We start from the raw sequence: 24,644 nt of genomic DNA, 5'->3' as shown, positions 1-24,644 counted from the left end.
ATCGAGAGGCATGCACAACATGTTGAGAAGAACCGTGCTTGGCGCACTGGCTTCACTCGCCGCCGTCGCCGCCGATACGTCTTTTTCCGCCGCGCGTCAGCGCACTCCCGCTCCGCCGAACGCCGAGGCATACATCATCTGGCCGCCCGACGGCGCCGTGATCTCGGGCGGCAAACTCTGGGTACGCATGGGACTGCGCAACATGGGCGTCTGTCCGAAGGGCGTGGACATGCCCAACGTTGGACATCACCACTTGCTAATCGATACTGACCTGCCGCCGCTCGATCAGGAGATTCCCTCCGACCGCAATCACTTTCACTATGGCGCGGGCGAGACCGATGCGCGCCTGGAGCTTCCGCCGGGCAAGCACACGCTACAGCTGCTGATGGGCGACTACAACCACGTACCGCACGATCCTCCTGTTTATTCCAAGAAGATCACCATCACGATGAAATGAAGCATGCACGGCAACCGCGCAGCCCAGGGGAGTGACATGAAGAACCGAACCGTCAGCGCAATCGCGCGATCACGTTTTGCATTGCTTGCCGCTGTGTTTGCGGTGCAATTCGCCATAGCGGGGCCGACGCCGGCGCCCGCCAACGCTTACGCCTATATCGGCTATCCAAACGATGGCCAGACCTTCGCGGCGGGCAAGCCTATCAAGGTGTGGTTCGGTCTACGGTACATGGGCGTGGCGCCGCGCGGCGTCAAATTCCCTAACACGGGGCATCATCACCTGTTGATCGATACGGACTTGCCGCCGATGGATCAGGAGATTCCGTCAGACCGCAATCACTTGCACTACGGCGCGGGCGAAACGGAAACGACTATCGAACTTCCGCCGGGCAAGCACACACTTCAGCTCTTGATGGGCGATGACCGGCACATCCCGACCGACCCGCCTGTGTACTCGAAGAAGATCACGATCTACGTCAAGTAAGCGGCGCGCGCATGCCTTAAGCGCCGCCTTTCCCGGTTGATACGCCATATCCGCAGACGTTTCGCGGATGAGAGCGTTCGTGTCGGGCCCGAGAAAAGCGATGTCGTTCGATAACGGACAGTTGGAGTCCGAAGTGTTGGTAGAAGACCATCATCAGTGGGTCGAGTTTGAGAGCGCGTTGAGTCGACCGTGCTTATGTGCGACAAAGCTTTGCTAGATATTTTTCCGCATCGAACGACGACTGGCACACCCTATGCGTTTAACAGCTCACGCAAACAAGTTGTCGCCAACCACCACCCGATGCGCAAAGCGCGAAGTCCCAAGGAGAACCGCCATGACCACGCTGACCATTCAAGACCTGCCCGTTACCGAAGAGCTCGATCGCCAGACGATGTCGGCCGTGCGCGGCGGCATGTCGTTCCTGTTTCCCGGCATCGACATCACGAAGTTCGAATCTTCGTTCAGCACGCAGCAACTGATCGGCCAGACGCAGAACACGGTGAATCAAAACGGCGTGGGCGTGGCCTTCGGCGGCAACATGATGTCGAACGTCATGCCGAAGCAGGAAGCGCAGAACATCAGCACCGTCAATCTTGGCGCCCGTCCCGTACTGAGCTAAATCAACCTTATCCAGGAGCCTTCGATCATGTCCACTCTGACCATCCGCGATCTTTCCCATCAAGCCGAAATGGACCGTGACGAAATGTCGGCCGTGCGCGGCGGCATGAATTTCCTCATGCCGTTCTATAGCAGCAGCGCGTTCGATCTGAGCGGTACGACGGAACAACTCGCAAACCAGACGCAAAACACGTTCAACCAGAACGGCCTCAACGCTGCGTTCGCAAGCGACATGACCTCGAACGTCAAGCCGAAGCAGGACGCACACAACGTCAGCAACATCAACATGTTCACGCCGTTTGTTTCGTGAAGCCGGGAATAAAAGCGGCAGTGACGCGGTAGAGCATCAATGTGGTTACGCGGTAAAGGCGAGGCACGGGGAGTCTCGCTTGCAATACCCGCCCGCCGTTCGCAAGACGGCGGGCGGCCTCCGATTCGATCCGTATGGCATCCCGTTCCGCCTTGTGATTTACTCGATGAATCGACGAGCCGGGCCGCGACGCCTCCACACTCAACCTGACCGTCGGTGCGCGTTCACCGGGAGCGAGATCGTGCAAGCCTTGTTGCCATCGTTGCGCTTTGGCTCTTTGCGCTTAGGCTCTTTGCGCTTTGGGCTGCTACGCGTCGGCCTTGCAAGCGGGCTTGCTCTGCTCGCCGGTTGCATCGACGTGAAGGTGCCGACTTATCAACGCCCGGACACGCCTGAGAAGACCGCCTTCACCAAGATCGACGCGCCCAAGGTCGCAGCGGCTGCCACCATTCAGCCCGACTGGTGGAAGCAGTTCCACGATCCCGCGCTGGATACGCTCGTCGGCCAGGCTATCGACAACAACTTCGATATCAAGGTGCTGGCCGCGCGCATCAACGTAGCGGGCGCGCAGATCGGCGAGGCCCGTGCGGGCGCGTTGCCGTCCATGGATGCGGGTGCGGGCGCGAGCTTCGAAAAGACCACCGGCCAGATGTTTTCGAAGCAATACAACCTGGGCACGCAAGTGAACTGGGACATCGACATCTGGGGCGCGGTGGAAAAAAGCGTGCAAGCCCAGAAGGCCGAATTTCGCGCGACCGAGGCCGACTGGCGCGCGGGTTATCTCGAACTCGTCGCCAACGTTTCGACCACTTACTTCCAGATTCTTCAGTTCGACGATCAGATCGAGCAGCAGAAGAAGACCATCGCGACCAACCGGCAAATCCTGACGATCTTCGAGGGCATGGAAAAGAACGGCCTCGTGCCCCATACGCAGGTTTTGACGCAGCGCGCGGAATTGAACCGCCTCACGCGCGATCTGCTGGAATTGCGCCGTTCGCGCGATCTTGCCAATAACGCGCTCGCTACATTGACAGGCGTTCCCGCAGGCGAATTCAAGCTGCCGGAAGGGCATTTGCAGACGCGTGTGCAGGCGCCGCCGGTGCCGTCGGGGCTGCCATCGCAGTTGCTCGCACGGCGTCCCGATCTCGTCGCGGCGGAATATCGCGTGCTCGAATCGTATGACCTCGTCGGTCAGGCGAAGCTCGCGCAATTGCCAACCATCAGTCTCACCGGGCGCGGCGGCAGCGCCAGTTTCGCGCTGACGGACCTGCTCAAAACTTTCACCTTCAGCTTTCTGCCAAGCATCAATATCCCGATTCTCGATCCGAGCGTTCGTGCTCACGTGAAGACCACCGAAGCGCAAACCACGGTCGCGGAACAGCAATATCGCAGCACCGTCATGAGCGCGTTTGAGGAAGTAGAGAATGCGCTCGTGAATCTCGATTCGCATACGAAGCAGCGCGTCGAGTTGCAACAGGAAGTAGAGCATCTGACCATCGTCGCGGCGCAGATCGACGCGCAGCTCAAGGAAGGCGTGATTTCTCAGCTGGAAGTGTTTGAAACCGAGCGCACCTTGCTTGCCGCACAGCTCGCGCTGCTCGCCAATCATCAGCAGATCCTGTCGGATACGGTGACGCTCTATAAGGCGCTCGGCGGCGGATGGCCAACGGTGAATGTTCAGAACGCATCCACGGATACGCCTCAGTGAGCAATCCTCAAGCTTTGCTAACGCTCGTTCCATATCGCCTCAAGCGGCTCGCGTATGGCGTTTTAAGCCAGTGCTGCATGATTGACTACGATAATGCGTGACTTAAACTTTCAACACCCGCCGTCGCATAGCTCGGCTGGCGGGACGACCCATCCGCTCCATGCGCCGCTCAAGGCTCGTGGACTCACTTCGTGACATGGACATGGCTCCAGGCGATTCGATAGCGGAACAGCAGCCGAACGTGGGCGAAGCGTTCGATGTCGTCCTGAAGCCGCTCGCTCGTAACGGAATCGGCGAGAATCTGGCGGAGATTCGTATCGACGAAAATCTTTTCGCCATTGGCCGCGCGGAAGCACCGTTCGATACCAGCCCGCCCGAAGCCGTCGCCCAACTCTCGCGTCGTCATGCGCGCATCTTCATCGAGCATGGCCTCGTCTATATCGCCGATCTCGGCAGCAAGAACGGCACCGCCGTGAATGGCACACCCGTGCGCGAAATGCCCGTGCGCGTTCGTGCGGGCGATGAGATCGGGTTCGGCAACCGTCTCGCATACCGGGTGCAATTTGCACCGCGCAAGCGCCGCAACGTGGCCGTCAAGCCCTTGAGCATCACGCTCGTTCCGCAGCGCAACGACCTGAACTTGCAGCCCGTCGAACTGCTGCAATTCCCGTTTCTCGTGAGCAAGAGCGACGCTACGTTTGCGCGTCATCGAGAGCAGTATCCACATCAGGTGAATTACGTATCGCGGCGGCATGCGCACGTGTTCGTCAAGGGCGCGGCGCCGTTCGTCGAAGACCTTGGCAGCACCAACGGCACCTTCGTGAATGGCGCGCGCCTGGGCGAGTCAGCGGTCGAACTGAAGAACGGCGACATGCTTGCCTTCGGAGGCACGCATTTCGTCTATGTCGTGCATCTGCATGGCGAAGAGAGCGAATCGACGCTCACGGAAATGGCTGCCTCGCATGCCGACAATAACTTCGACAGCGACAAGACGACCTTCGTCGGATCGGCGCACTCGTTCCTCGATATCTTTTGCGTCGATCAAGCTGCGGCGATCGAAGACGAAATCAATCTGGATTCGCAGCCTGTCCCCGCAAAAGAAGCCGCCCCTGAAAAGAAGCGGCGTGGCAAGACGGCGCTTTTCGTTTCCGAATTGCATACGGCCTTCGCAGGCGATGACCGTCGTACAACGCGCCGCATGCGCATGATTGCAGCGAGTGTGCTGATCGCGATGCTCGCCTGTGGTGCGGCGCTCTTTTACAGCGGATCGAACGAACGTCAGGCGAAATCGCTGCTGGCGCAGGGCGACTATGCACAAGCTGCGAGTGTCACTAGCGACTATCTGCTGACGCATCCGCAAGACACGCAATTCGCCGCGATGAACACGGAAGCCGTGCTCAAGGGAAATGTTCCGCGCTGGCTGGCCGCGTTGCAACATGGCGACTTCGCGAACGCCGACGCCATCATCGCGCAGATGAAAGCCCTCGGTCAAAACAATCCCGATGTGCGCTCCATGATCGACGAGCTCGACTGGATAGGCAAACTGGAGAGCTTCGTGATGAGCCGCGGAGGTCCTGATGCGCCCATTCGGATGTATGACGATGAAGGACGGATCGGCGCAATTCTGAAGCACTGGGAAGCGGATGCGTCGGGGCACCAACGCGATCTCGACCGGCTTGCGGGCTATGTGCCCGAGTTTCGCGAGCCGTATGCGCTTGCACTTAGTCATCTGCGCAAGCTGCAGAGCGACGACTCTGTCTACCTCGCGGCTATCGAGCGATTGAATGCGACCCTCGTTAAGGGTCTTGCGCACGACGATCTCGATTCCATCGACGGCGCGCTCAAGGATTATGCGGACAAATATCCGCGACTGGGCGGCCTCGATCGCGTGCGCGCCGATCTCAAGCGCTATGCGGATCTGCGCAGCGCGGCGAGCGGCACGAGTCTCGCACCGCTTGCCGCATCCATAAATACGGCGAATTTTTCGACGCCGCCTTTTCAGGAGCGGTATCAACTGATCAGTGCGGATCAACTGCCGCCGCCTGAGGTGCTTAGACAATACGCTGCAATCGCCGATGCCTGGCGCGACGGCAAGACGCCAGATGCGCTGGACGGGTTGCAGAAATTGCCGCAAGGCTCATGGTCCGCGACTGCGCAAAAGGAACTCGCGCACAAGAAAGCCGTGGCCGCGCAATACGCCGATCTGCAAAAGGCGCGCGGCACGAAAGCTTATGACGAAGCGCTGCTGTCCTTCTACGAAACGCTCGATCTCGATAGCGACACGTGGTTCGCAAACAAGGTCGCGCCCGATGTCGCTTCGCTCCAGGACAAGGCTGCTGCGCGCGCGCAAAGCCTCATGTCGCAAGCGCAGACGTTATGGAATCAGTATCGGACGAACGGTGGCATTGGCGGATCGCAACGGCTCGAATCGGGTGTGTCGGACACGTTCCGCAGTCAGGCGCGACTTCTCACCGATGCCGAGGATGCGGCCACACGCGGCATGCGCATCTTCCGGCAAGTGAAGGCCGACAACGGTAAGTGGGCGGCGCTTGCAAGCGAGATAGACAACGAGGCGATCCTGCAGCGCCGCTCGCTGCAGGATCTGCGCATGGTGCTCGAACCGCAGTTGCTCAAGACCAAGCTCGGCTTGATCGGTGCCAACACCATCACGACGGCGACCACGGGAGGCACGAGCGGTGAAGAAAGACGCGCACCTTAAACCTTTATCGGAAGCGCTGATCGATCATGGCGCGGAAGGTATCGCCATACTCACGGCCGAGCCGCTGCGCCTGACGCAAGCCCTCATCTACACGATGGTCGCGCTGGTCGCGTCCGCGCTCGTCTGGTCGTTCGTGGGACATGCGGATGTCACCGTGGCCGCGCAAGGCACGCTCGCGCCGGAGTCCGAAGTGCGGCGCTTCTACGCGCCGATCGACGGCGAGCTTGCCGAGCTTTTCATCGCGGAAGGCCAGCCCGTACGCAAAGATGACGTCGTCGCGCGCCTCAATGCACGTGGTGCAATCGAAGCGGCGACCAATGCGCTCGAAGCGCAACTCAAGCTCGACGATGCGGAACGCGAATGGAAGCAGTTCCCCGAGAAGAAGCTGCTCATGCAGCGCAAGATCGTCGCGCTGAAGAATCAGATGGAAGTGGAAGAGCATCAGCATCAACAGCGCGTGAACGAAGGCACGAGCAAGCTCGCGGAAGGACAGAAGGCGCAATTGCAGGAACAACGCAGCGTGCTCGAAAACGCCCGACGCGCACGCGATGCCGCGAAGACCGAACTCGACCGCTTCATGCGGCTCTTTGCCTTGCCGGGCGGCGGCGGGGTGTCGGAATCGCAAGTGGAAGTCAAACGCAACGCGTATCTCGAAGCCGATGGCGGATATCGCGTGGAACAGTCGAAACTCGCAGAACTGGATTTTCGTCTGAGCCATGAATTCACGCAGGCGAAGGCGCAACTCGAAACGAGCGGACAGGAATCGACCAATCTGCGCTTGCAATATGAATCCGCCATGCGCGAAGTGGCGAGCACGGAAGACAAGTTGCGTCTGCAACTACAGACCGCGCGGCTCGTGGCGGATGCTGCCGCGCGCATCAAGTTCGAAAATATCGACAAGGATAATTTTCTGCTGATACTCGCGCCGGTATCGGGCGTCGTCACCGATGTCACATCCACGCAGACCGGTGACAAGATTCAGGCAAACACGCCGCTGGGCGGCATTGCCCCCGCCAACGCCAGGCCCGTATTGAAGATCGAAATTGCGGAACACGATCGTGCTTTTCTTCGCGAGGGACAGCACGTCAAGCTCAAGTTCAACGCGTTTCCTTACCAACGCTATGGCGTGATCGACGGCACGCTCGCGTTCATCTCGCCCGCGACCAAGCCGAGCCCTGGCACGAAGCAGCCTGTCTACGAAGGACGCGTGACACTCGATCGCGACTTCTATCAGGTGGCCGACACGAAATATCCGCTGCGTTACGGCATGACCGCCACTGCCGAGATCGTCGTGCGCGAGCGCCGGCTCATCGACCTCGGGCTCGACCCCTTCCGCAATGTGGCGGGATAGGGAAGGAGGGTTACGCACGCGGAACCGGTCGGACATGCTGCGAGATGCATCCTCAAATCAACGGAGAACGACATGACGGCGATAGTGCGAATCGACGACGAAGTGGTCGATGTCGGCGAACTGATCAGGCTGTTGAAGCTCAACGGCCAGTTCGACGGCCTGCTGGAGCAACTGGTGCGCGACAAGCTGACCGTGCGCGCGGCGAAGAAGGCGGGCGTCAAACTAAGCGACGATGAGATCCAGACGCGCGCCGACCAGTTCCGTCGCATTCGCGGGCTGCATCGCGCGGCCGACATGAACAACTATCTCGATGCGCTTTCGGTGAGTCTCGACGAGTTCGAAGTGTTCATCACCGACACGCTGTATCAGGAAAAAATGCTTGAAAACATCGGTACGGAGCGCGAGGTCGAAGAATATTTTCAGCTCAATTCGCCGAAGTTCGACAGTATCGAAGTGAGCCACATTCTGCTCGATACCGAAGGCAGCGCGCGCGAGATGATCTCGTATCTCAACGACGACCCAGACAGCTTTGCGGACATGGCCCGCGAACATTCGCTCGCCGATACGCGCGAAGAAGGCGGCGTGATAGGCCGCGTGATGCGCGGGCAACTCAAGCCGGAGATCGAAGCGAAGGTCTTCAATGCAGAAGCCGGTGATCTGCTCGGCCCGTTCATCTCCGCCGATGGCTCTTCCTATGAGATTTTCTCGGTTACGTCGAAGTATCCCGCGAAGCTCGATCAGGACGTTGCAGCCGAGATTCGCCGGCTATTGCGCGAGGAATGGCTGGTGGCGCGCGCGCAGGAACATGTGATCGAAGCACGTTAAGCCAGAACCAAGCCGAAACTACGACAGAGCGAACGATATGGACGCCCCTTCGAGCCTGGATGCGCCCGCCGACTTTCTCGCGACCGTGGAGATTCTTTCGCCCTTCACGCGCGAGGAGATCGCGCAACTCGCGGAACATGCTCAGTCGCGCCGCTTTGGCTTCGGTGAAACCGTGTGCAATGCGGGGGATTCCGCCGACGGGCTCTATGTCGTGAAGGCCGGCTCTGTGCGCATCTTTACCGAGGAGCACGGCAAGGAAATCAGCATGGGAGTGAAGAAGGCGAGCGAGACGTTCGCGGATATCGCCATGCTGCGCGAGTATCGCCATGAATCGTCGGTGCGTTCTTCAGGCAAGACAGAACTGCTGTTCATCCCGCGCAATGCGATCGAGCCGATTATCGCAAGAAACCCGGCGGCGCTCGCGTTCGTCACGAGCTTCGTCGCGATCAGTTCGGCGGGCGGCTTCGTCGCGAAACTGTTCGATCTGCGCGGCAAATTGAACAAGGCCGAACTCGAGGAATGCGTGCGCAGCGTGGGCGTCAAGCGCGTCGGCGAAGGCAAGGAGATCTTCAGGCAAGACTCGCGCGACGACCGGCGCCTCTATGTCGTGCGGCAGGGCGAAGTGCGGATCGTGCGCGAAGACGGCAACGAAAAGCATGTGCTCGCCACGCTCGGGCCTGGTGAAATCTTCGGCGAGAAGGCGTGCGTGATGCGTCAGGAGCAGATGGCGTCGGCCATTGCGCTCACGGACACGCGCCTGCTCGTAATCCCTGAAAAGACGGTGCATTTCATCATCGAGCGCAATGTGAAGCTGCGCGAAGTGCTGGAAGAACGCATTCGTTTCAGCGAGCGCGAACTGCAGCGTCAGAAGAAACTCGCCGAGCGTCGCAGACTGCCGTCGATGCTCGATCTCCACACCAAGCCCGAGATGGGCGAGCGCGTCATCAAGCGCTTTGCGTGGGTCGAGCAGGCCGAGGAAATGGATTGCGGCGCCGCGTGTCTTGCGATGATCTGCAAGCACTACGGCATCAACATGACGCTCGGCAAACTGCGCGAACTGGCGAACGTCACGACGCAAGGCGCAACGCTCGATAGTCTTGCGCGCGCCGGCGATGCGCTCGGCTTCACCACGCGCGGCGTGCAGTGCACGTTCGAGTCGCTACGCGGCTTCGAAATGCCGTTCATCGCGCATTGGGAGGGATATCACTACATCATCGTCTACGGTATTTCGAAAGACAACGTGTGGGTCGCGGACCCGGCCATCGGCTTCAAGAAGATGACCGTGGGCGAGTTCGAGCGCGGCTGGAGCGGCACATGCCTGCTCTTTTCTCCGGTGCAGGACATGGCGCAGCAAGCGGTCTCGCGTTCGCCGTGGATTCGCTTCGTGGGGTATCTGAAGCCGTACAAGAAGGTCCTGCTGCACCTGTTTCTAGCGACCTTCGTGATTCAAGTGCTGGGCGTGATTCCGCCGCTCATCATCCAGAACATTCTCGATGGCGTGATCGTGCATCAGAACGTCAGCTTGCTGCATGTGCTGATAGGCGGGTTGATCATCTCGAACCTGTTCACTCAGCTCATGTCGACCATTCGCGCCTATCTTGCGAACTTCATGGTGCGCAACATGGACTTCGCGATGATGTCGCAGTTCTTCAGGCACACGTTCTCGCTGCCCTTCAGCTTTTTCGCCAAGCGCAAGACCGGCGACGTTTTCGCGCGCTTCCAGGAAAACCACACCATTCGCGCTTTTCTCACCGAATCCACGGTGACGACGGTACTCAATCTGCTGATGATCTTCATCTACTTCACGATCATGTTTCTCTACAACGTGAAGCTGACCTTGTTGCTGATTGCCTTCGTCATTCCGATGATGGCGCTTACCATACTCGCCACGCCGCGCATCAAGCAGAATGCGCGCGAAGCGTTTTCTTCGGCTACAGACGCACGTTCGTTTCTCATGGAAGCCTTGGGCGGCGTCGAAACGGTGAAGGGGATGGGCATCGAGCGTGCGGTGCGGCTCAAGTGGGAAAAGAAGTACGCAAAGTCGCTCGAAGTGCAATACAAGTCGCAACGCTTCAATATCGGCGTAGGCTTGTGCAGCCAGTTGCTGAATACAGGTACGACTATCGCCGTATTGTGGGTCGGAGCAAACCTCGTACTTTCGCGCGAACTGAGCATTGGCCAGTTGATTGCGTTCAATGCTTTCATGGGTAGCGTGCTGTCGCCGCTCATGGGCCTCATCAACTTATGGAGTCTCGTGAACGATGCCGGCGTGGCAATGGAGCGTCTCGGCGATGTGCTCGACATAGACCCGGAGCAGAAACCTTCAGAGATGGAGCAGCGCGTGATGTTGCCCGACTTGCAGGGCGAAATCCGCTTTAACGGCGTGTATTTTCGCTATGGCGAAGGCGACACGCCTTACGTGCTGGAAAACATCAGCTTCGATATCAAGCCCGGCGAACTCATCGCGGTAGTCGGAAGAAGCGGTTCAGGCAAGACGACGCTTGCCAAGCTGCTCGTTGGTTTCTATGCGCCGAGTGAAGGCAAGATGACAGTGGACGGCTACGACCTCAGCGTCATCGACAAGGGCTTTTATCGCGCGCAGATTGGTTATGTCATGCAGAGCAACTTGCTGTTCTCGGGCACGATAGCGGAGAACATCGCGAGCGGCGAGGAGTCGCCGGATAGAAGGCGTATCGAGGAAGTGGCCAAGATGGCGGATGCGCATGCGTTCATCGTCAAGCTGCCGCTAGGGTATGAGCAGGTGGTGGGCGAACGTGGCGTGGGTTTGTCGGGTGGACAGATTCAGCGGCTCTGTATCGCGCGCGCGCTGTATCACGACCCACGTCTGCTGGTTTTCGACGAAGCCACGTCCGCGCTCGATACGCAATCCGAGAGCAATATCCTCGGCAACATGCAGGAGATTCTCAAGGGACGCACCGCGGTCATCATCGCGCACAGGCTTTCCACCATCATGCGTGCCGACAAGATTCTGGTGCTGTATGAAGGCGGTATCGTGGAGCAGGGCAGGCATGATGAGCTGGTCGCAAGAAAGGGCATGTATTACCAACTCGTGCAGAAGCAACTGAGCGCAGCATGAAAATACTAGACCAACCGGAAAGCGACAGCGGCGTGCCCGCATCGGCCATATCGTATGCGGGCATCATCGAGAAGATCGAGATTTTGCGTTCCACCTTGCGATGGACATCGCGGCTGGAGCGGCCCGAGATCGAAAAGCTTCTGCGTCAGGCGAGTTCCTTGCGCGATGAGGTCATGCAGCTTTCGCACAAGGAGCGCTTCATTCAGGCCGCTGCTGTCGAACCTCGACGCGATATGTCACCGGGCTCGCGGCGTCAGGCCTTGATCGAACGCAGCTTCGTATTCGAAGGCACGTTCGGCGATAACCCGAAGCTGCTCGAAGCCCTGGAAATAGCGGAAAAAGCCGCGCCTACGGATCTTCCCGTGCTGATCGACGGCGAGAGCGGCACGGGCAAGGAACTGATGGCCAAGGTCATTCATGCGAATGGCTCGCGCGCTGACAAGCCTTATATCTCCGTGAATTGCGGGGCCATTCCAGATAATCTGCTGGAATCCGAACTATTCGGGCATCGCAAGGGCGCGTTCACGGGCGCGACCAACGACCGCAAGGGCAAGTTCGAGAGCGCGCATACGGGCACCATATTTCTCGATGAAATTGGCGAGCTGCCGTTGGTTGGGCAGGTGAAGCTGTTGCGCGTGCTCGAAGCGCACGAGATTCAGCGCGTGGGTTCGGATGAAGCCATTTCGGTGGATGCGCGCATCGTGGCGGCGACGAATCGCAATCTGCGGCGCTTCTGCGATGAAGGTCGCTTTCGCGAAGACCTGTTTTATCGCTTGAGCGTGATTCATCTGACCTTGCCCGCGCTGCGTGAACGCCGCGACGAGATACCGCTCTTGCTGTCTTACTTCGGCGATGAAGCGGCGGCCACGCTCAAGCGCCGGCCCATCAAGATGTCCCCACGTTTAAGGGACTTTATGCGCAATTACGATTATCCCGGCAACATCCGCGAGTTGCGCAACATCATCTATCGCATCGCTTGTCTTGCAGGCGAGATGGCGGATATCGAGCATCTTCCGCTGGACATCCGGCCGAAGACATCGCTCTCATCGGCGATGGGCGGTCCTGCCGCGAATGGCAACGGCATTGCGACGGCGAGTTCGCTGAGCGAAGCCAAGCGCGTTGCGAGTGACGAAGCGGAGCGCGCATTTCTCGAACGTGGGTTGCATGAAGTGGGCGGCACGGTGGCCGAACTTGCGCGGCGGTATGAGATGAACCGGTCGCATCTGCAGATGCTTTTAAAGAAACACGGGCTGCATTCGAAGGACTTCAGGCTTGCGGCGCAAAAGAGCAGGGAAGGACAGTAGCTTCAATGTAGCGATCGTCCGTGTTAGACTGTACATACAATTGTCAATACGGGTGATGCGTGCATTTCGAGTGGGACGAAGCCAAGAACCAGACCAACATTCGGAAGCACGGCATTGATTTTCGAGACGCAGTAGACGTATTCAACCATCCGGTTCTGACCTGGTTGGATTCGCGGGAGGACTACGGCGAGGAGCGCTGGATTGCGCTGGGCTGGATGAGCGCCACGGTGGGCGTCGTAGTGTATGTCGAGCGGTGCGCAGACGCGGTGCGAATCATCTCGGCGCGCAAGGCAACCAGACATGAGGCAAAGCGCTATGAGCAAAAAATCGGCAACTGACTGGAAGCGGCTCGAGCAGGCACGAGACGCTGATATCGACCTGACTGAAATCCCGGAGCTTGACGACACCTTCTTCGAACAGGCTCAACTGCATGTGCCGCCGAAGCAGGCCGTCACCATGCGGCTGGATGCAGACGTGCTCGAATGGTTTCGTGAGCAAGGGAAGGGGTATCAAACGCGCATCAATCGGCTTCTGCGCGCGTATATGCAGATGCATCAGCAGCGCCATTCGTAAGCGCTTACAGGCCAGGATTAACCTGCGTCCTATCCAAAGCCATCAAATCCTCCGCACGCGCGACGACAACCGAAATGTTGTCGCGCCCGCCGCGTTCCAGCGCAATCTCCAGCAGCCTCTGCGCCGCGAGCTCGCAACTGCTCAACGCAAGCTGCGCCACCATCTCGTCCTCGCTCACTTCGTTCGAAAGACCATCGCTGCAAAGCAGGAACGTATCGCCATCGTGCAGCGTGATGGAATCTTCGTCGAGATCGAGGAAGTCGAGCGCGCCAACCGCACGCGTGATGAGATGCTGCGCCGGATGATGCAGCGCCTCTTCCGCCGTCAATTGTCCGCGCGCCTTCAGTTCTTCCACGTGACTGTGATCGCGCGTGAGTTGCCGCAGCCGCCCGCGCCGCAGTAGATAGATACGGCTGTCGCCCGCCCACAGATAACCGCATACGCCGTCTCGCGCAGCCAGCAACACCACCGTGCTGCCGATTCGCGATACCTGCCGTCGCGCCGCTTCCGCACGCAAGCGCGCGTTGATATCGAGCAAATGCGCCCGTGCATCCGCCAGTGCGCTTTGTGCCGTCATGCTCGCCAAGCTCTCGATCACCATGCGGCTCGCCAGATCGCCGACCGCGTGACCGCCCATGCCGTCTGCGACGGCCCACAGGCCACGTTCGGGCGCATCGAGCAGCGCGTCTTCGTTGATCTGACGCACGAGGCCCGCGTCGGTGCGCGCAGCGGATGTCCATCGAAACTCGTTGCTGAAGGTCACGGCAACCTCCCAAGGTCCTGACTGGCGCGTCATGCGGTCGGCCGAGGCGCGCGGCCCCGGTCATTGTGCACCCAACCGCGGAGCTTATCCCGCGCGATTGCTGGACAGCGCGTTGGGACTGACGGTGAGCGTCGCGCCCGCGCCGGTGTTGTTCACATCGACGCTCTGATACTGGTTGACCATCTGACCGACGCTGATGTTGTTCGTGATGTCGTAGATGTTCACCACGCTGCTGCCGCCACCGCCTTGCTGACGGTCCGCGACATACGGCGTGATCCAGCCGAAGAGCCAAGGCGCGCCACCGCCGCCACTGATGGCCAACATCGCCGCGCGATCGAGTTCGCGGTCGTGATCCAGATCGGTGATGGTGATTGCGCTCATTACGGCTCTCCTTGTTTGCTCGAATTCGATGCGGGCACTTATGCAAGGGCTATGCCGATATGCATGCGCCTCCGCCATCGGCTTATTCGATGCGGCCTTCGCCCTATGTCGATGCCCGCGCCTTGCGCCATCAGTTGGACCGTCGCCAACAACCGCTGTTGGCAGACAACCGAACGACCAACACTACGAACCGAACGCGCACGGGCGCTCTATTGATGCTCTGGAGCCAACACATCGCCCTCCTAGACTGTTGGTTAATAATCACCAACCGCTATCAAGAATCTAACTAAAAACGGTGATTTCCTCTATAAATCAAACATTTAAGAAGACTGGCAAGAAACCTGCAAAAGACTCCGCAACAAGCCGCCGAACAGACACTTCGGCGCGACGAGACCAAAAATCGGAGCGAGCCATGTCGAACACCCAACCGTCCGGACCGAACGATACCCAAGCTGCCGCGTGCAGCCTGTCGTTCGATGACGAACCGGCCATAGGCGCCGAACTCGTCACGCGCCGCTCGGGTTACGAACATCACGGACTCTATGCGGGCAACGGCCGGGTTATCCATTACGCGGGATTCGCCAAGTCGCTGCATCGCGGTCCGGTGGAAGAAGTCAGTCTCGCGCAATTCGCGGGCGGCCATGACGTGACCATCCGCCAAAACCCGACCGCGTGCTTCGTCGGCCTGGAAGCAGTGCGCCGCGCCCGCAGCCGGCTCGGTGAAGACCGTTATCGCTTGTTGACCAACAACTGCGAGCACTTCGTGACGTGGTGCCTGTTCGGCCAAAGCCAAAGCCGCCAGGTTCGCGCCTGCTTCGCCCATCCGCGCGTGGCGTGGCGCGCGATGACGGGATTGTTTCGCGCCTATGTCGCTGCCGATCGGCAACGCCGCCTGAACGCCGCTCTCGTCGCCTGAACGGCATGACCAGAAAGGAGACCATCATGCACACCATTCAAAACTCGCTGCACTGGGCCGTCGACAAATGGCTCGCCCCGAGCGCGGCGCATCCGGCACGCGTCGTGCGGCTGTGTCGCTCGCAGGTCACGGGCTCGCGCTACGTCTGCATCGAGGCGTGGCACGCGAACGGACCGCTTGCGATCATCTTCTTCCGGCACGACGACGGCACCTGGAACGTGTTTCCCCCGCAAGCAAGACGCCCGTCGATGAGCCCGCAACGGCTTGCCGCCTGATACAGCGAAAGCGCCCGAGCCGCGCGAAGTCCCGGCTTTGACACGATGATCGCGCTGCCGCTACTCTAGCGGCAGGTTTATCGGCCGTGAGCACAGGCAGCCATCGCTGTGGTAGTTTCACGTCCGAGAACCCGCCCGACCATTGAGGACTTTGCCGATGACCCAGCCCGACTCCACTTCCCCCGCCCGCGCGACGCCCGATTGCGAAGTCGGCGACAATCCGCTCGGCATCGCGGGGCTGGAGTTCGTCGAGTTTTCCAGCCCGGACCCGCAGGGCCTCGCCGCTTTATTCGAGCGGCTGGGCTTCGTGCCGGTCGCGCAGCATGTCAGCAAGGCGGTCACGCTGTTTCGTCAGGGCAGCATGAATTTCCTCCTGAACGCAGAGCCGGATTCCTTCGCGTCGCGCTTCGCCGAATCGCATGGTGTGGGCATTGCCGCCATCGGCATTCGCGTGGTGGACGCGGCGCTCGCTCACGAGCGCGCGGTCGAATTCGGCGCCTGGGATTTCGAAGGCGAGAAGATCGGCCCGAACGAGCTGGCCATTCCGGCCATTCAGGGTATTGGCGACTCGCACATTTATTTCGTCGATCACTGGCCAGGCAAGGATAGCGGCGTGTCCACGATCTACGACATCGATTTCCGGCCCATTGCCGGCGCGAAGGCCGAGCCAGGCGGCACCGGTCTCTTCGAAGTGGATCACTTCACGCAGACGGTTGGCGCGGGCCGCATCCGCGAATGGCTCGATTTCTACCGCGAAGTGCTGCACTTCTCGGAGATTCATCAGGTGCATCCGGACTGGCATGTGTCGCAGGACTCCGCGGTCACGGTTTCGCCGTGCGGCAACATCCGCATTCCGGTGTACGAGGAAGGCACGTATCGCACGGATCTTATGCAGCAGTATCTGCCCGATCACGAAGGTGAAGGCGTGCAGCATATCGCGCTGGCATCGCAAGACATCTTCGCTTCCGTCGATGCCCTCATGGCGCGCGGCATGCGCTTTCTGAATCCGCCGCCGCGTTACTACGATCAAATCGACGAACGCCTGCCCGGACACGGACTCGATATCGACAAGCTGCGTGCGCGCGGCATTCTCGTGGACGGCGAGATTCTGCCGGACGGCACGCCGCAACTCTTCCTGCAAACCTTCGCCGAGCGCGAGCCGGGCGACATGTTCTTCGAGATCGTCGAGCGTCGCGGGCATCACGGCTTCGGCGAAGGCAATCTGAGCGCCATCGCGAAGGCACGCGGTTGAGCGTCAGGCGAACGTGCCCGCGCGCTCATTGCACGACGATTGTCCCCGTCATATGCGGATGCAGCGAGCAGAAGTACTTGTAAGTGCCGGGCTTGTCGAACACATGCGAGTAGCTTTGGCCGCTGTCGAGCGGGTCTGACTTGAATGACTTCGCTTCGTCCGCGACCGTATGCAGCATGTCGTCATGATTCACCCACGTCACCTTGGTGCCGACCGGCACGGTGACGCTCGGCTGGCTGAAAGCGAAATTGTCGATGCTGATGGTCGGCGTATTCATCGCCACCATCTGCTGCGCGGGTTGCTCCGCGCACGCCGAGGGAATGATGCCGACGAGTCCCTTGACGACGAGCGCAAACGCGGCCTGACGCGCGACGCGTCCGGCAAGAGGACGCAATCTGGAGGGCGAGACATAGCTCGCGAGCGTGGCGACGTTCATGCCTTATCTCCTGCAAGCGGGGTATCGACGACGGCGAGATATTCGCGGCCCTGCACATGCGTGACTTCGCGCAGACCGAGCATGGAGCGCAGCTTGTCCGCGCCGACTTTCATCGGTCCGGGCCCCGATGCGGCGCCGGGCGCAGGCTGCGGAAACGCGGTGGACATGGCCGAATAGAAGCGCATGTCGCCTTCCACTTTTTGCGCTACCTGATGCACATGGCCGTTGAGCACCGTGACGGACCCGAAGCGTTTGAAGAGCGCGAGCGCTTGTGCGCTGTCGTCGGTGCCCCAGCCCCATTGCGGATAAAGCGCCCACAGCGGGATATGCGCGAACACGACGATCGGCGTGCTGCTCGATCGTCCTTGCAGATCGGCCTTGAGCCAGGCGAGTTGCGCATCGCCGAGAAAGCCGAGACCGCCGCCCTTGAGGTCGATGACATTGGTCAGGCCGATGAAATGCACGCCGCTTTCGTCGAAGCTGTACCAGTGCCGGTCGCCGCTCCTGCCGTATTGCGCTGGAAGACGCGAGAAGAACGGGTTGCCGTCCTCGACCAGCACGTCATGCTCGCCCGGCACGTAGTGCACCTGCATGCCCGCCTTGCGGATGATCTGGTCGGCGGTATCGAATTCGGCGGGCTTCGACAGATGCGTGACGTCGCCGGTATGAATCATGAACGCGGGCTGCTTCGGCATGGCGCTTACGCGATTGATCGCTTCCTCCAGCGTGCTCGTCGGTTCCGTGTTCGGGTCCTTGCTGAAGCCAATGTGACTGTCGCTGATCTGCACGAAGCTGAACGAACTCGTCTTCTTCTCGGCCGCCTGCGCCGATGAAATGATGCTCGACACCGGCACGCCGCCGCTCACCGTCCACAGCACGCCCGCGCCGGCCCAGGCCATGCAGGACAATGCAGTGCGCCGGCGCTTGCCGTGGTCGTCGAGTTCCTGCGCGTCGGGCAGGTCTTTCGGGTCGTGTGTCATGCGCACTCCTTGAATACGAACAATGCGGCCGCGTTTCATGGTTTCCTGAAGCTCACGCGCATGGCGGCACGATGCATGGGCGTGAAGCCGGCGCGTTCATGTTCGAGTGCTGAAGCTGCGCGGCATCCGTCCATCGAACCGGCGAGAGCGCGGCGATATTCCCGATTCATCTCGTCGATTTTATTTTTTCGATTACGCCGCTTCGGCGGGAATAAACCGCGCCCAGGGCGAGTACATGTGACGAGGGCGTTGCAAGGTAACGAAAACGTCGAACCCTGTTCCCAAGGAGACCCGCGCGATGTGGCCCAGGTCGAAAGCAGATAAGTCCGCGGAAAGCCGAACACAGGCGGCGGGCGTGGACGCGCGTTTCGAGGCGACATTCATGCCGCATCTCGATGCCGCGTACAACCTCGCGCGCTGGCTGTCCGGCAGTCCGAGCGACGCCGACGATGTCGTGCAGGAAGCCTATCTGCGCGCCTTTCGTTTCTTCAGCGGCTTCGAGGAGGGCGAGGAAGCGAACGCGCGGGCATGGCTCTTTGCCATCGTGCGAAATACGTGGTTCACGGAATGGCGCCGCCGCGTGCAGCTCGCCGACGCGACGCCCTACGACGAAGAAATCGCCGGGGAGCAAGCGCTGCCCGGCTGGTCCGAGGAAGCGGGCATAGACCCGGAAACGCTTGCGGTACGCAAGGACGAGGTGCATATCGTGCATCGCGCACTCGAAACCTTGCCCATTCCGTTTCGTGAAGTGCTGGTCCTGAGAGAGCTGGAAGACATGAGTTACAAGGAAGTGGCCGCCGTGACGGGCGTGCCGATAGGAACGGTGATGTCACGGCTCGCGCGCGGCCGCAAGTTGCTGGCGCTCGCCGTGCACGCCGCGCAGGACAAACCGGGCATGCGGCTCGTGCGTCGCACGGGGCCGGGTCTTGAGGAGTCGGGCAATGGACAATAACGACACCGCCTCGCTCGCAACGAGGCTCATCGACGGCTCGCTGACTCATCGCGCGCCCGCGCATTTGCGTGCTCAGGTGCTCTCGCGCATCCGGGCCGAAGCGGAAGACGTCAAGGTGCGGGAACGCGCGCGCGAACGAAACCAGCAGGACGAGCAGGGCGAACGCTCGGCCCGTTCATGGCGATGGTTCGCCACGCCCGTGCCGTTCTTCGGCGGCGCGTTCGCGGGCGGCACGTTGGCCGCGCTCGTGCTCGGCGCGATGCTGTGGTTTCAGGCCGTGCCGCATGGCGTGAGTGGTGCGGGCGATCCGCTCGCACAGGAGATCGTCGCGAGTCACGTGCGTTCACTGATGTCGGACCGGCCTATCGACGTGCTGTCGAGCGACAAGCATACGGTGAAGCCGTGGTTCAACGGACGTATCGACTATGCGCCGCCCGTCATCGATCCGGCCGGGCCGGGGTTCGCGCTGGTCGGCGGCAGGCTCGATTACGTCAATCATCGGCCGGTGGCGGTGGTGGTGTATCGCTATCTGAAGCATCCGATCGACGTGTACGTGTTTCCCTCGAACAAGGGCGGCGCTTCGCTCGATACGAAGGAAGGGGCGGCGGCCGTCACGCAATCCGACGACGGTTATGCGCTCGCACGCTGGAATCGCGACGGCATGACCTTCTGGGCCGTCACCGATGCCTCCGGCTCGGTCATGCGTCAGTTCGTGCAGGCTATCGAGGCAGGCTCGCCACGTTAAGCCGGGCCGCGATCAAACGAGCAATCGTGCGCAAGTTGCGCGCGGCGTTCCTTAGGGAAGCCGCGCGTTTTTTTTGCGGCACGCGCTGATGCGCTTACGCATCTGCAATCTACCTGACTAAGGGTTTATTCCATCCCGTCGCACATTACGTCGCGTCGGGAGTGCGCTAACGCTCGTGCTGTTCGGGTATGTCCGAATATGGTCTGATCCTTACAATTTTCTAATATCGATCACCGCATTCGTAAATTGCCGTTCGAGCGATGCACCGAAACGAACGAGCGGCGAGGGCATGCGCAAAGCCGACCTCATCACATAACGATTCAAGCGACGGAGACAGATATGGGCATGCAGATGAAGCGCATCGCAGGTGCGCTCGCGTTCGGCGTCTTTGCATTGAGCGCGAGCCTCGCGCAGGCCGCGGATCCGATCAAGATCGGCGTCGACGGTCCCTTTACCGGCGGTTCGTCCTCGATGGGCGTCTCCATGCGCGACGGCGTGCGTCTCGCCACTGCCGAGATCAACAAGTCGGGCGGCGTGCTGGGACGGCAGATCGTGCTCGTGGAACGCGACGACGAAGCGAAGAACGAACGCGGTGTGCAGATCGCGCAGGAACTCATCAACAAGGAGAAAGTGGTCGCGGTCGTGGGCTATATCAACACGGGCGTGGCGCTCGCCTCGCAACGCTTCTTCCAGGAAGCGAAGATTCCGGTCTTCAACAACGTGGCGACGGGCACGGTCGTGACGAAGCAATTCGACGATCAGCCCGACAACTACGTATTCCGCAACGCCGCCGCCGACCGCATCCAGGCGCCGATGATCGTCGAGGAAGCCATCACCAAGCGCGGCTTCAAGAAGGTCGCCATTCTCGCGGATTCGACCAACTACGGTCAGCTCGGCCGCGAGGATCTGGAAAAGGCGCTGTCGGCCAAGGGCGTGAAGCCCGTCGCGGTCGAGAAGTTCAACATCAAGGACGTCGATATGACGGCCCAGTTGCTCAAGGCGAAGGAAGCGGGCGCGGAAGCGGTGCTGACTTACGGTATCGGGCCGGAACTCGCGCAGATCGCGAACGGCATGGCCAAGCTCGGCTGGAAGGTGCCGCTCATCGGCAGCTGGACGCTTTCGATGGCCAATTACATCGACAACGCGGGTAACAACGGCGAAGGCGCGCGCATGCCGCAGACCTTCATCCAGGAAGCCAACACGCCCAAGCGCAAAGTCTTCATCGACGCTTACGTGAAGGAGTTCAAGCCGAAGAGCGATCGTATCGATTCGCCGGTGTCGGCGGCGCAAGGCTACGACTCGATCTATCTGCTCGCGGCGGCCATCAAGCAAGCCGGCACGACCGATGGTCCGAAGGTGAAAGAAGCGCTGGAAAACCTCACGACGAAGGTCGAAGGCGTGGTCATGGTCTACGACAAGCCCTTCACCAAGACCGATCACGAAGCGATCAGTTCGAACGTTCCGGTGATCGGCGAAGTGAAGGCCGGCCGCGTGATCTACGCCTACGACGCGGACAAGAAGGGCGGCAGCACGCTTCGCACCAAGCAGACGACGGCGTCGAACTAACGCCGTGCCGCCGCTGTTGTCTCTCCAGGGCCCGGTCGCAGATCGGGCTCTTTTTCAATCGAGCATCCCCCGCCGCCCTGACGCCCGACGATGATCCTTCTCCAGCTCATATATAGCGGCATCGCGCTCGGCATGATCTACGCCGTCATCGCCTTCGGCTATCAACTGACGTTCGCCACTTCCGGCACGCTGAACTTCGGCCAGGGCGATGCTCTCATGCTCGGCGCGCTCGTCGGCCTCACGCTCGTTTCGGCGGGCGTGAACTACTGGCTCATGATCCCGCTCGTGTGTCTTTTCGGGCTCGTGCAGGGCGCGTTCGTGGAGCGCATCGGCGTGCGGCCCGCCATCAAGATCAAGTCGGAGTTCGGCTGGATCATGTCGACCATCGCGCTCGGCATCATCTTCAAGAACGTCGCGGAAAACGTCTGGGGCCGCGACGATCTGCGTTTTCCGTCGCCCTTGCCCGAAGCGCCGCTCAAGGTGTTTGGCGCAAACGTGTTGCCGATGGAACTGCTCGTGGTCGGCGGCGCGCTCGTGATGATGCTCGCGGTGGAGTTCTTCAACCGCAAGACGATCTTCGGCAAGGCCGTGGTCGCCACCGCGAACGATCGCGATGCGGCCGCGCTGATGGGCATCAACACGGGGCTCGTCATCACGTTCTCGTATGCGTTGTCGTCGCTGACGGCGGCGTTCGCGGGCGTGCTGATCGCGCCGCTCACACTTACCGGCGCGACCATGGGCGCGGTGCTCGGCCTCAAGGCGTTCGCTGTCGCGATCATCGGCGGCTTGTCGAGCGGCATGGGCATCATCGTCGGCGGAATGATCCTGGGTATAGCGGAGACGACGACGGGCTTCTATATCTCGACCGGCTACAAGGACGTGCCGGGACTCGTGCTGTTGCTGATCGTGCTTGCGGTGAAGCCTGCGGGCCTCTTCGGCAAGACCGCGATCAAGAAAGTCTGAGGCCGCCTACATGAAAGCAAAGAACATAGTCGCGGCGCTCGCAGGACTCGCCGCAGTCGCGATCTTTCCGGTGGTATCGGGCAATCCGTATTACATCCACCTCGTCGAAACCATCATGATCTACGCGATCCTTCTGTTCGGGCTCGATATCGTGGTGGGTTACACGGGGCAAGTGTCGCTTGGCCATGCGGGGCTCTTCGGCGTGGGCGCTTATACGGCAGGCGTGCTTTTCATCAAGCTCGGCTTGCCGTTCTATCTGACCGCGCCGCTTGCCATCGTGGTGACGGCGGCTTTCGGCGCAATATTGGCGTTGCCCGCGTTGCGCGTGTCGGGTCCGTACCTCGCCATGGTGACGCTCGCGTTCGGCACCATCATCCAAATTCTTATCAACGAGATGGACTTCCTCACCAATGGTCCGATGGGTCTCAAGATTCCCAAGCCGACCATTGCCGGTCACAAGCTCGACGAAATCCAGTACTACTGGCTCGTGGCGGCACTGTTGGTGGTGTCGCTGATCGTGGTGCATCGCGTGCTCAAGTCGCATCTCGGGCGCGCATTCGAAGCTTTGCGCGACAGCCCCATTGCGTCGGATTGCATGGGCGTGTCGGTGTATCGGCACAAGGTCTATGCGTTCGTCATCAGCGCGGGATTCGCGGGGCTCGCGGGCTGTCTCTACTCGTACTCCGAGCAGTACATTTCGCCGAACACGTATAACTTCGAGCTGACCATTCTGTTCCTGCTCGCCATCATCATGGGCGGGCGCAAGACACGCACGGGCGCGATCATCGGTTCGACGGTGATCGTGCTGTTGCCGAAGCTGCTCGACGACATCTCCAACTTCCGCGTCGTGGCAACCGCGCTTGCGGTGCTCGTCGTTGCGGGCGCGGCGCTCGCCCTGGCTCGCAAAACCACGACGCTGCAACGCGTGGCGATTCCCGTCATCGGTACAGCCGGTCTTGCGGCGTTTTCCTTCTGGATAGAAGCGCTCACCGACTGGCGTCTCACCATCTTCGGCCTGATGATTCTGCTCGTCGTGTATTACCTGCAAGATGGCATTGTCGGCTTCGTGCGCAAGACGCTCAATCTGGGCCGCGTGCGCGTGACGAAGGTCGACACGCAGGAACTGGCGATGCAGACCCAGCAGGACGACGCCGTCGCCGCCGTCACGACCGAAGGAGCAAGCACCATTCTCGACGTGCGCGGCGTGCTCATGCAGTTCAGCGGTCTCAAGGCGCTCAACGATGTGAACATGACGGTCAGGCGCGGCACCATCCATGGCCTGATCGGTCCGAACGGTTCGGGCAAGAGCACGATGATGAACGTGCTCACGGGCATCTACGTGCCGACCGCGGGTGCAATCGAGTATCGAGGCGAGTCGCTCGCGGGACGCACGTCGTCGAAGATCGCGCTGTCGGGCATCGCGCGGACCTTTCAGAACGTGCAGCTCTTCGGCGAGATGACGGCGCTGGAGAATGTGCTCGTCGGCCTGCATCACACCTTCCGTTCGAACTTCGCGGATGTGGGTTTGATGAGTGCGCGCTACAAGCGTGAAGAACGCGCGGCGCGCGAACGGGCGTTCAATATGCTGCGCTTCGTCGGACTCGAACATGCAGCGGCCGAGGAAGCGCGCAATCTTCCATACGGCAAGCAGCGTCTGCTTGAAATAGCCCGCGCGCTCGCGCTCGATCCACAACTGCTGCTGCTCGACGAACCCGCTGCGGGCCTGACCGCGCCGGATATCCGCGAACTGGTCGCGATCATTCGCAAGGTGCGGCATCACGGCATTACCGTGGTGCTCATCGAGCATCATATGGATGTGGTCATGAGTGTTTGCGACACGGTTTCGGTGCTGGATTTCGGGCAGAAGATCGCGGAGGGCAAGCCCGCCGAAATACAGGCCAACGAGAAGGTGATCGAGGCTTACCTCGGCGGACAAGCGGCGGAAGCCGTCTGAACGCAACGCGCCAATC

General features: G+C 60.5%; 24 protein-coding genes. 20 read left to right on the top strand and 4 right to left on the bottom strand.

Annotation, left to right across the window (positions count from 1 at the left end):
• The first annotated feature begins 19 nt into the window (after positions 1-19).
• The 12 genes from NCT04_RS18695 (at position 20) to NCT04_RS18640 (ending at position 13,445) form a co-directional block, all read left to right on the top strand.
• The gene (locus NCT04_RS18695) at positions 20-457 is read left to right on the top strand and encodes a DUF4399 domain-containing protein (protein WP_244829619.1); all 438 of its coding nucleotides are present in this window, start codon (positions 20-22) and stop codon (positions 455-457) included.
• A gap of 36 nt (positions 458-493) precedes the next feature.
• On the top strand, positions 494-940 hold the full coding sequence (locus NCT04_RS18690) for a DUF4399 domain-containing protein (protein ID WP_250467115.1): 447 nt from the start codon (positions 494-496) through the stop codon (positions 938-940).
• A 334-nt stretch (positions 941-1,274) separates the two neighbouring features.
• Positions 1,275-1,559 (top strand): hypothetical protein, encoded by a 285-nt coding sequence (locus NCT04_RS18685; protein ID WP_244829621.1) that lies wholly within the window; start codon positions 1,275-1,277, stop codon positions 1,557-1,559.
• A 27-nt stretch (positions 1,560-1,586) separates the two neighbouring features.
• Positions 1,587-1,868, top strand: coding sequence for a hypothetical protein (locus tag NCT04_RS18680; RefSeq protein ID WP_250467113.1), 282 nt, complete (start codon positions 1,587-1,589; stop codon positions 1,866-1,868).
• Between the two features lie 241 nt (positions 1,869-2,109).
• Positions 2,110-3,576: an efflux transporter outer membrane subunit gene (locus NCT04_RS18675; RefSeq protein ID WP_370652200.1), complete on the top strand. Its 1,467-nt coding sequence runs from the start codon at positions 2,110-2,112 to the stop codon at positions 3,574-3,576.
• Positions 3,577-3,778: 202 nt separating this feature from the next.
• Entirely contained in the window at positions 3,779-6,295 is a 2,517-nt protein-coding gene (locus tag NCT04_RS18670; protein ID WP_250467455.1) for an FHA domain-containing protein, read from the top strand.
• Positions 6,273-7,646 (top strand): beta-barrel domain-containing protein, encoded by a 1,374-nt coding sequence (locus NCT04_RS18665; RefSeq protein ID WP_250467111.1) that lies wholly within the window; start codon positions 6,273-6,275, stop codon positions 7,644-7,646. The genes NCT04_RS18670 and NCT04_RS18665 overlap by 23 nt, the downstream gene beginning before the upstream one ends.
• A 72-nt stretch (positions 7,647-7,718) precedes the next feature.
• On the top strand, positions 7,719-8,471 hold the full coding sequence (locus tag NCT04_RS18660; RefSeq protein WP_250467109.1) for a peptidylprolyl isomerase: 753 nt from the start codon (positions 7,719-7,721) through the stop codon (positions 8,469-8,471).
• Positions 8,472-8,508: 37 nt separating this feature from the next.
• Positions 8,509-11,568, top strand: a complete 3,060-nt coding sequence (locus tag NCT04_RS18655) for a peptidase domain-containing ABC transporter (RefSeq protein WP_250467107.1) — start codon at positions 8,509-8,511, stop codon at positions 11,566-11,568.
• Positions 11,565-12,872, top strand: a complete 1,308-nt coding sequence (locus NCT04_RS18650) for a sigma-54 interaction domain-containing protein (protein WP_250467105.1) — start codon at positions 11,565-11,567, stop codon at positions 12,870-12,872. The genes NCT04_RS18655 and NCT04_RS18650 overlap by 4 nt, the downstream gene beginning before the upstream one ends.
• A gap of 59 nt (positions 12,873-12,931) precedes the next feature.
• Positions 12,932-13,210, top strand: coding sequence for a BrnT family toxin (locus NCT04_RS18645; RefSeq protein WP_250467103.1), 279 nt, complete (start codon positions 12,932-12,934; stop codon positions 13,208-13,210).
• Entirely contained in the window at positions 13,188-13,445 is a 258-nt protein-coding gene (locus NCT04_RS18640; protein WP_250467102.1) for a BrnA antitoxin family protein, read from the top strand. The genes NCT04_RS18645 and NCT04_RS18640 overlap by 23 nt, the downstream gene beginning before the upstream one ends.
• Positions 13,446-13,449: 4 nt before the next feature.
• On the opposite strand, the gene NCT04_RS18635 is transcribed toward NCT04_RS18640, so the two are convergent.
• The gene (locus NCT04_RS18635) at positions 13,450-14,208 is read right to left on the bottom strand and encodes a PP2C family protein-serine/threonine phosphatase (RefSeq protein WP_250467100.1); all 759 of its coding nucleotides are present in this window, start codon (positions 14,206-14,208) and stop codon (positions 13,450-13,452) included.
• Positions 14,209-14,292: 84 nt separating this feature from the next.
• Positions 14,293-14,589, bottom strand: coding sequence for a hypothetical protein (locus NCT04_RS18630; RefSeq protein ID WP_244829628.1), 297 nt, complete (start codon positions 14,587-14,589; stop codon positions 14,293-14,295).
• A 412-nt stretch (positions 14,590-15,001) separates the two neighbouring features.
• On the opposite strand from NCT04_RS18630, the gene NCT04_RS18625 reads away from it, so the two are divergent.
• The 3 genes from NCT04_RS18625 to NCT04_RS18615 all read left to right on the top strand — a co-directional run bounded on the left by NCT04_RS18625 (position 15,002) and on the right by NCT04_RS18615 (position 17,032).
• The gene (locus NCT04_RS18625) at positions 15,002-15,505 is read left to right on the top strand and encodes a lecithin retinol acyltransferase family protein (RefSeq protein ID WP_250467098.1); all 504 of its coding nucleotides are present in this window, start codon (positions 15,002-15,004) and stop codon (positions 15,503-15,505) included.
• Between the two features lie 26 nt (positions 15,506-15,531).
• Entirely contained in the window at positions 15,532-15,780 is a 249-nt protein-coding gene (locus NCT04_RS18620; RefSeq protein ID WP_244829630.1) for a hypothetical protein, read from the top strand.
• A 157-nt stretch (positions 15,781-15,937) separates the two neighbouring features.
• Entirely contained in the window at positions 15,938-17,032 is a 1,095-nt protein-coding gene (locus tag NCT04_RS18615) for a 4-hydroxyphenylpyruvate dioxygenase family protein (protein WP_250467096.1), read from the top strand.
• 25 nt (positions 17,033-17,057) lie between these two features.
• Here NCT04_RS18615 and NCT04_RS18610 read toward each other — a convergent pair whose 3' ends face one another.
• Entirely contained in the window at positions 17,058-17,468 is a 411-nt protein-coding gene (locus NCT04_RS18610; RefSeq protein ID WP_250467094.1) for a cupredoxin domain-containing protein, read from the bottom strand.
• The gene (locus NCT04_RS18605; RefSeq protein WP_250467092.1) at positions 17,465-18,448 is read right to left on the bottom strand and encodes a metallophosphoesterase family protein; all 984 of its coding nucleotides are present in this window, start codon (positions 18,446-18,448) and stop codon (positions 17,465-17,467) included. Before NCT04_RS18605 ends, NCT04_RS18610 begins: the two co-directional genes overlap by 4 nt.
• 298 nt (positions 18,449-18,746) lie before the next feature.
• Here NCT04_RS18605 and NCT04_RS18600 point away from each other — a divergent pair, with 298 nt between their 5' ends.
• From NCT04_RS18600 to NCT04_RS18580, 5 genes are all read left to right on the top strand, one after another.
• Positions 18,747-19,400, top strand: coding sequence for an RNA polymerase sigma factor (locus tag NCT04_RS18600; RefSeq protein WP_250467091.1), 654 nt, complete (start codon positions 18,747-18,749; stop codon positions 19,398-19,400).
• The gene (locus NCT04_RS18595; RefSeq protein ID WP_250467089.1) at positions 19,390-20,145 is read left to right on the top strand and encodes an anti-sigma factor family protein; all 756 of its coding nucleotides are present in this window, start codon (positions 19,390-19,392) and stop codon (positions 20,143-20,145) included. Before NCT04_RS18600 ends, NCT04_RS18595 begins: the two co-directional genes overlap by 11 nt.
• Before the next feature lie 345 nt (positions 20,146-20,490).
• Positions 20,491-21,711 carry an ABC transporter substrate-binding protein gene (locus tag NCT04_RS18590; RefSeq protein WP_502800685.1) on the top strand — a complete coding sequence of 407 codons (1,221 nt, stop codon included), beginning with the start codon at positions 20,491-20,493 and terminating at the stop codon, positions 21,709-21,711.
• A 90-nt stretch (positions 21,712-21,801) separates the two neighbouring features.
• Positions 21,802-22,674, top strand: coding sequence for a branched-chain amino acid ABC transporter permease (locus tag NCT04_RS18585; protein WP_250467085.1), 873 nt, complete (start codon positions 21,802-21,804; stop codon positions 22,672-22,674).
• 10 nt (positions 22,675-22,684) lie between these two features.
• Positions 22,685-24,628, top strand: a complete 1,944-nt coding sequence (locus NCT04_RS18580) for a branched-chain amino acid ABC transporter ATP-binding protein/permease (RefSeq protein WP_244829641.1) — start codon at positions 22,685-22,687, stop codon at positions 24,626-24,628.
• Positions 24,629-24,644: the final 16 nt, after the last annotated feature.

Origin of the sequence: Caballeronia sp. GAFFF2, from assembly GCF_023631485.1 — a bacterium.
Classification (GTDB): Bacteria; Pseudomonadota; Gammaproteobacteria; order Burkholderiales; family Burkholderiaceae; genus Caballeronia.
This window is presented reverse-complemented; position numbering and strand designations above follow the sequence as displayed.